Here is a 7,454-nt window from a genome sequence, read left to right as displayed (position 1 = left end):
TACCCACTTAGAGATTCCTGCGTTGACGGCTATGGGAAAAGAGAATTTTAGAAGATGCGATCTGCTGACCAACTTCAAGGCGCCTGTGCTATTGGCTATGGAGGGAAGTAATTTTAAAGAATGTGACGAGTTAACGCGTTTCGAGGCTCCGATATTGACTTCAATTGGGGATAAAAATTTCTATGAGTGTAAGGTACTAATCGATTTTGTAACTCCTGTGTTGACTACTATGGGGGAAGACAATTTTTACAGGTGTTACGCGCTAACCGGTTTTGAGGCTCCGATGTTAACCACTATCGGATATGACAATTTTAGATATTGTAGTGCGTTAACCGACGTACAGTTTGGACAACATCGATACACTGTAAAATCGGTAGATGGATTATTAACCATTATCGAAAAGTCCAAAACCTTAAATGAAATAGAAATCCATACCGGATTTATTTTTAATGATGGTATGGATGGCGTCCCGGATCTATCCGAAACATTTTTAGTTGGAAAAGACGGTTTTTTTGCTCATGGCGAAACGGTAAAACAAGCAATTGAAGATTTACAGTTTAAAATTATAGCCAAAAAAATAAAAAAGGAACCGATTCACGAAGATACTGTGATAACGGAGGCGTATTATAAAACCATTACCGGTGCTTGCACACAAGGAGTTAAACAATGGCGGGAACAAAACAATATTACTGAGGAATCGTTTACAGCAAAAGAATTGTTACCGATTCTCGAAAAAACAAATGCTTATGGAATTGAAAAATTCAAAGCATTAATCACTTTTGAGATTAGCTAGAATCGTTATAACACTTTTTTACATTCGTTATTATGGAGATACAAAACAACAGATTAGTAAGTATCAATTCAGACGATATAAAAGACGGCGTACTTTATTTGCCGGAATCGGTCGAAACAATAGGAGATAAAGTTATTCAAAATCAGCCGGAACTGGTTACGGTTGTGGCACCTGGGGTAATTGTTATCGAGAATCATAATTGCAACGACTGTACCGCGCTAATTCGTTTTGAGGCTCCCTTGTTGACTGCTATCGGAGATGGAAATTTCTTCGAATGTAATGCGTTAACGCATTTCGAGGCTTCCAGACTCACTACTATGGGAAGTTATAATTTCAATCGTTGTAATGCGTTAACCCGCTTTGACGTTCCTGTGCTGACTTTTTTAGAAGATGGTAATTTTCAAGAATGTGACGCGTTAAGTAGCTTTACGGCACCCGTACTGACTACAATCACACACTTTAATTTTGAAGAATGCAATGCGCTAACGCACTTTGAGGCTCCCGTGCTGACAGAGATAAGAGAATTAAATTTCAGAGAATGTAAAGCGCTAACCCGCTTTATAGCTCCATTGTTGGAGGCTATTGACGACGATAATTTCTACAAATGTGAAGCATTAACGGATTTCGAGGCTCCCATGCTGACTTCCATTGGTCATGATAATTTTGTTTATTGTAAAGCATTACAGCGTTTTAATACTCCTATGCTCACAGCTATCGGACGTGACAATTTTTTCTATTGTGCGTTTACCGATTTTGAGGTGCCGGAGCTTGCTATTATGGGAACTGGAAATTTTGAGGAGTGTGATGCCCTGACCGATGTACGGTTTGGCAAGTATCACTACACTGTAAAATCTGTAGATAGAGTACTAACCATTATTGAAAAGTCCAAAACCTTAAATGAAATGCTAATTCATACCGGGTTTATTTTTAATGGTTATAATGGAGGAGCTCCCTATCTATCCGAAACATTTTTAGTTGGAAAAAATGGTTTTTTTGCCCACGGTGAAACGGAAGAAACGGCAATGGAAGCGTTAGCACTTAAAATAGCAGCGGAAGAATAAAAAAAGAACCGATTCGAAGCTACCGTGATAACGGAGACGTATGATAGAGCGCTTATGGAATGGAGCAATTCAAAGCATTACTCACTTTTGAAAGCATTTAGAATAGTTATAACTGAATTATGGAAATACAATATGGCATATTAAAAAAAATTGATTCAGCTGATATAAAATACGGAGTGCTTTATTTACCGGAATCGATACTATCAATTGGGGAATCGGTTATTCAAAATCAACCGGAACTGGTTAAAGTTGTCGCGCCCGGATTAATGGCCCTTAAAAACAAAAATTGTTACCAATGTCAGGCGTTAACCAGTTTTGTAGCGCCGCTGTTGGAGACTATCGGAAACGAAAATTTCTGTGAATGTAGTGCGCTAACTAGTTTTGCAGCTCCGCTGTTAACGACTATCGGAAACAGAAATTTCTATGAATGTAATGCGCTAACCGACTTCGAAGCGCCCAGATTAACGACTATTGGGACTTATAATTTCTATAAATGTAACGCACTAACCCAGTTCGAGTCACCTATGCTAACGTCTATACAACACCATATTTTCAGGGAATGTAATGCACTGACTCGCTTTAGCGCGCCCGTTTTGACAACTATTGGAAGTGACAATTTTGGTTTTTGTAAGGCGCTAATCTCCTTCGAGGCTCCTATGTTGTTTTCGATGCAAAATGACAATTTCTATTTTTGTGATGCATTAACCGATCTCGCGATTCCTATGCTGAATGATATGGGAAACAAAAATTTTTACGAATGTGACGCAATAATCCAATGCGAAGCACCAGGATTGACGGATATGGGAGATTTTAACTTTTGGTATTGTGATGCACTAATATGCTTTAAGGCACCTGAACTGACATGGATTAGAGACGACAATTTTAAAGAATGCAGAGCGTTAACCCATTTTGAAGCTCCTATATTGAAGACTATAGGGGATTTTAATTTTAGGTATTGTTACACATTAACGCACTTTGTGGTACCCGAACTAGTACTCCTTGGCGGCGATAATTTTATAAAATGTTATGCGTTAACCCGTTTCGAGGCTCCCGAACTTATCACAATCGGAGACTACAATTTTAGAGCTTGTGACGTGCTAACCACAGTACAATTCGGTACGTATAACTATACTGTAAAATCAGCAGATGGATTATTAACGATTATAGAAAGATCCAAAACCGTAAATGGAATAGGAATTCATACCGGGTTTATTTTCAATGAATGTAATGAAGGGATTCCTGATTTGTCTGAAACCTTTTTAGTCGAAAAAGACGGCTTTTTTGCTCATGGCGAAACGGTAGAAACGGCAATGAAAGCGTTAGAACTTAAAATGGAAGCGAAACCATAAAAAAGAACCGATCCACGAAGATATAGTAATCACAGAGGCCTATTATAAAATGGTTACCGTACTATAACAGATTAAACTATTTTACCAGATAAAAACACTTTTTTATTAATTATTTATGAAAATACAAAAAAACAAACTAATAAGTATTGATCCAACCGATATAAAAGACGGAGTGCTTTATTTACCGGAATCGGTAAAAAAAATAAAGAATGGTGCTATTCAAGAGCAGGAGGAACTGGTTAAAGTTGTCGCACCTGGATTAATTTCTATCGGAGACGAAAATTTTAACGAATGTGAGGAACTAACCCATTTCGAAGCCCCTTTGTTGACGTCTATCGGAAACTTAAATTTTAGGGTTTGTAATGCGCTAACAAGTTTTGAGGCACCTTTGCTGACTTCCATCGGATTCGACAATTTCAACGAGTGCGACGCGCTACTTCGTTTTATAGCTCCTTTGCTGAAAGATTTTGGAGGTGATAATTTTAGATATTGTAACGCATTAACCGAATTTGAAGCTCCATTACTGAAGGCTATTGTCGACGAAAATTTCAATGGCTGTGATGCGCTAACCCGCTTCGAAGCGCCCTTGTTAAGGTATATCGGTGATGAAAATTTCAACGAATGTAACACGTTAACCGACTTTGAAATTCCCAAGTTAACGTCTATTGGTAGCGGCAATTTTAGATATTGTGATGCACTAATTCGTTTCGAGGCTCCCAAACTGACTTCTGTTGGAAAGGATAATTTTCAGAAATGTGATGCATTAACCAAAGTACGGTTTGGCGAGTATCAATACGCTGTAAAATCAGTTAATAGGGTATTAACCATTATTGAAAAGTCCGAATCTTCAGATGGAATACGAATCCATACCGGGTTTATTTTTAATAACTGTAAAGGTGGAGTTCCTAATATATCCGAAACCGTTTTAGTCGAAAAAGAAGATCTTTCGGCACATGGCGAAACGCTAAAAACAGCTATAGAAGCGTTAGAACATAAAATTGCATCACAATAAACAAAAAGGACTAAAAAAGAAATTTATAGGTCGATTACTTTCATATTGCCTCATTATTTTTTTTATATAAATATAAAATAGGGCAAAATACCCTAAATAAGGGTAAGCAATTATTATTTAATTGGTTATTTTTAAAATTCTGAATAGAACAACCCTAAAACCAATTATATAATGAAAAAGCTTAACCTTAGAAAGAAAGTAGTTTCTGTGTTAACCGATAGCGAGAAAAGCGCTATTAACGGTGGAGGTGTAGGTCCTGCATTACCTTTTACCTACACACAATCGGTAATGATCTGTATTGACCCGATGGGACCGCCGGAACTTACCCGAGCAATCGGTTGTGAAATTCCATTATTAACCAGAGATTGTCCTCCTTTAGAACCATAAAAACAAAGGTTACTATTTGTCTTTACAAAATGACAATAATACCCTGCTACTTTTAAGTAACAGGGTATTTTTATTTTTCGTAGTAAAACGGTAGTCCTGTAAATTAGGGGATTAACGTAAAGAAAATACAGCAAGGACAACTAAATGTTAAAATTTGTACTATTTTTATAGTAGTATTTTCAACTAAACTCAAACATAATGAGAACATTTTATTCCCTAATACTGGTATTGGTTTTATTTACAAATATATCGGTAGCACAAACTCGCACTCCGGCAAAAGTTGACGTTATAATAAAAACGAACGGAGAAGAGATGAAAGGTAAAATTACCGGGATTTCGGACGAAAATCTAAAATTCATTTACTCCGGTGAAACCCTGGAATACACTATCAAAAAAAGCGATGTTTTGCGTATCGTGCATTCGAGCGGAAGGGTAGAGTTATTTAGTCATCCGGTTCAACCCGAACCGGACCGAAAAAAAGACGATATTACAATGACTGCTTCGCCAGTGGATCATCATAATAAGATTGCGATTTTACCTTTTGGTTTTTTAATGGATCGGCAACCGGGATCGGAGGAAGTGGGATATCAGGCGCAGCAGGATACCTATTCATTTTTGGTTCAGCATTCGGCCGGTTATACTATTCTTGATCCGCGTACCACAAATGCCTTACTAAGTAAAAACAATATCACCCGTGATAAAATGCGCAGTTTTACAATGAAAGAGATCTGTGATGTTTTAGGGGTTGAATATCTTATTGATGGTACTGTAATTCAAAACAAAGGAGCGCAAACCAGTTCGTCAAGCGGATATAGTGATATCAAAGTAAAAAGGGACGACAATGAAAAAGTAAAAGGAGTAAACAGTTATGGCAGTACAAATAGTTATTCGCAACAGCGATATGAAGTAAGTGTAAGTCTGGCGATCTATATGGATACTAATGCAAGCATTTACAATCAGTCACATAAAGCTTTTTTAACCAATACCGACGGTTCGTATAGCGGACCCTTGGAATATCTTTTAAAGCGATGCCCATTATACCGTAAATAATTTTCGTATCGTATAGCATAAGAGTTACAAAAGGGCAAATCATTGATTTGTCCTTTTGTTTTTATTTGCATTTATTGCAGTAAATCAGTTATACGATTTTTGTAAACCGGGAATGTTTCTTCATCAAGTGTTCCAAATCCCATTTTGTTGATTTTTCCGGTTTTGTCAATAATGATGGTATACGGCCAGATACTAAACAATTTAAAAATATCACGCCGGATTGTTTCGCTGTTGGGAATGGTCTTAAATTTAAAAGGATGCTTACTAAAAAACGCTTTTAATTTTACGGAATCTTCGGGCGCAAATGAAATAAATGCAACGTCTTTTGCTGAAAAAGTAGTAGCCAATTTGTTTAAGTAGGGCATTTCCTTGATACACGGTTCACATTTGGTAAACCAGAAGTTTAAAACCACAACCTTGCCGATTAATTTTGAAAGTTCTATTTCTTCATTGTCAACTGTTTTGGCTGTAAAATTCGGAGCCGTTGTTCCGACAAGACAATCATTTCTTTTTTTTAGTAACTCGAAATAAACAGAGTCGACTTCCGTTAATTTTGTCAATTCTTCAGAACACTTTTGGTATTGTTCCGAGTAGGTTTGTGCTTTTACAGTAGTTGTGAAAAAAATAATAAAGGCAAAAATGAAGTATGGTTTTATAGGCATAGTATAGTGGTTAATATGTGAATCGGAGCTTAAAAATAGCTATTTTATTTATGCGGTTTAAATAAATAAACAGCTAAATAAAAGTTTATTGAAAGAATACTATTACATTTATAAAAAGATTAGTATTTGCATTAAAAACAGATTGCTTATGTATAGGATACTACAATGCAGCAATCGGATAAACAATTAAAAATAACCAGATGCATCATTTACCACGATATGATTTTAGAATTGGATATGCCAGAGAAGCAGATCAGGGAGATTATGCGAAAAATCTATCAAAAGGAGTTTTTACATTATTCTTAAATCACTTTGTAGACGTTCGATTTATTCCCCATATTGAAAATATTGACGAATTAATCGAAGCCTATAGCTACGACGATACGACCACTCAAGGAGTTCGGATGGCTTGTTTGTTTGAAAGTAAATATGTGGTTACACCCTCCGATGCTAATGAAGGAAAAAATAAAATCATTAGTAAGGCGGTTATTGCAAAACAATTTAATGTTGCAATAGAAGACATAGCGTCTGAAATTATCGTATTCTATGTTTCCATTAGAACGTATAAAAAATACATTCGAGAAGTCAGAAATATATTTTTTACAGATAAATACGGTGATACCTATCATGTGTTTTATAGACAAAACACTTTTATAGAAGATTTAAAAAGAGAATACAAATTAGCTGTGTTTTTAGAAAACAGGATTATCAATTCGTCTTATTTATCGGATTATGAATTATCCGGTTTAAAAAGAAAAAGAGACAATAAGGGTACTGTAATTCCTATGGAGGATTAAGTTTATGACAATATGAAACTTTATAAAAGGGACTTTAATTATTGATTGTATTATACCGACAGTCAGTATCAAGATGATGACTTACAACTTTATGACGAAGATTTTGGACAGGATATAACGAAAGGCATTTTTAAACTGTCGTTAGGTCACCGTCACTATGCAGCAATTCATTTTCTACCCAAAATAGAAAACATACACGAATCCTGGCCACCTCATTGTGATTATCGCACAATTCAATCAACAGACGATATCAGTATAGCACTATTATATGGTGAGTTGTATAATGTTATACCTTGTAATGAATGAGCCGGACAAGTAAAAATACTGGAACCCGAAATAAAAG

The 7,454-nt window shown here is 36.0% G+C and carries 8 protein-coding genes; 7 read left to right on the top strand and 1 reads right to left on the bottom strand.

What is annotated here, in order from left to right:
- The 6 genes from Q1R07_RS15315 to Q1R07_RS15290 all read left to right on the top strand — a co-directional run.
- A partial coding sequence (locus Q1R07_RS15315; RefSeq protein WP_300491940.1) for a leucine-rich repeat protein occupies window positions 1–793 on the top strand: 793 nt, incomplete at its 5' end.
- Between the two features lie 32 nt (window positions 794–825).
- Window positions 826–1,854, top strand: a complete 1,029-nt coding sequence (locus Q1R07_RS15310; RefSeq protein ID WP_300491938.1) for a leucine-rich repeat protein — start codon at window positions 826–828, stop codon at window positions 1,852–1,854.
- 119 nt (window positions 1,855–1,973) lie between these two features.
- Window positions 1,974–3,203 carry a leucine-rich repeat domain-containing protein gene (locus Q1R07_RS15305; protein ID WP_300491936.1) on the top strand — a complete coding sequence of 410 codons (1,230 nt, stop codon included), beginning with the start codon at window positions 1,974–1,976 and terminating at the stop codon, window positions 3,201–3,203.
- A 115-nt stretch (window positions 3,204–3,318) separates the two neighbouring features.
- Window positions 3,319–4,215 carry a leucine-rich repeat protein gene (locus Q1R07_RS15300; RefSeq protein WP_300491933.1) on the top strand — a complete coding sequence of 299 codons (897 nt, stop codon included), beginning with the start codon at window positions 3,319–3,321 and terminating at the stop codon, window positions 4,213–4,215.
- A 171-nt stretch (window positions 4,216–4,386) separates the two neighbouring features.
- Window positions 4,387–4,602 carry a class I lanthipeptide gene (locus Q1R07_RS15295; RefSeq protein ID WP_300491931.1) on the top strand — a complete coding sequence of 72 codons (216 nt, stop codon included), beginning with the start codon at window positions 4,387–4,389 and terminating at the stop codon, window positions 4,600–4,602.
- Between the two features lie 198 nt (window positions 4,603–4,800).
- The gene (locus Q1R07_RS15290; RefSeq protein ID WP_300491928.1) at window positions 4,801–5,652 is read left to right on the top strand and encodes a hypothetical protein; all 852 of its coding nucleotides are present in this window, start codon (window positions 4,801–4,803) and stop codon (window positions 5,650–5,652) included.
- Between the two features lie 71 nt (window positions 5,653–5,723).
- Here Q1R07_RS15290 and Q1R07_RS15285 read toward each other — a convergent pair whose 3' ends face one another.
- On the bottom strand, window positions 5,724–6,314 hold the full coding sequence (locus tag Q1R07_RS15285; RefSeq protein WP_300491926.1) for a TlpA disulfide reductase family protein: 591 nt from the start codon (window positions 6,312–6,314) through the stop codon (window positions 5,724–5,726).
- A gap of 200 nt (window positions 6,315–6,514) precedes the next feature.
- Here Q1R07_RS15285 and Q1R07_RS15280 point away from each other — a divergent pair, with 200 nt between their 5' ends.
- The gene (locus Q1R07_RS15280; RefSeq protein ID WP_300491924.1) at window positions 6,515–7,111 is read left to right on the top strand and encodes a hypothetical protein; all 597 of its coding nucleotides are present in this window, start codon (window positions 6,515–6,517) and stop codon (window positions 7,109–7,111) included.
- Window positions 7,112–7,454 lie beyond the last annotated feature (343 nt).

The sequence above is a fragment of the Flavobacterium sp. genome, assembly GCF_030146175.1.
Lineage (GTDB): Bacteria > Bacteroidota > Bacteroidia > Flavobacteriales > Flavobacteriaceae > Flavobacterium.
The sequence above is the reverse complement of the archived record's forward strand: the minus strand, read 5'-3'. Positions and strand labels throughout refer to the sequence as shown.

Bases quoted from the DNA above. Each gene is read 5' to 3' on its own strand.
- Q1R07_RS15310 (WP_300491938.1), top strand. From the start codon at position 826: ATGGAGATACAAAACAACAGATTAGTAAGTATCAATTCAGACGATATA.
- Q1R07_RS15305 (WP_300491936.1), top strand. From the start codon at position 1,974: ATGGAAATACAATATGGCATATTAAAAAAAATTGATTCAGCTGATATA.
- Q1R07_RS15300 (WP_300491933.1), top strand. From the start codon at position 3,319: ATGAAAATACAAAAAAACAAACTAATAAGTATTGATCCAACCGATATA.
- Q1R07_RS15295 (WP_300491931.1), top strand. From the start codon at position 4,387: ATGAAAAAGCTTAACCTTAGAAAGAAAGTAGTTTCTGTGTTAACCGAT.
- Q1R07_RS15290 (WP_300491928.1), top strand. From the start codon at position 4,801: ATGAGAACATTTTATTCCCTAATACTGGTATTGGTTTTATTTACAAAT.
- Q1R07_RS15285 (WP_300491926.1), bottom strand. From the start codon at position 6,314: ATGCCTATAAAACCATACTTCATTTTTGCCTTTATTATTTTTTTCACA.
- Q1R07_RS15280 (WP_300491924.1), top strand. From the start codon at position 6,515: ATGCATCATTTACCACGATATGATTTTAGAATTGGATATGCCAGAGAA.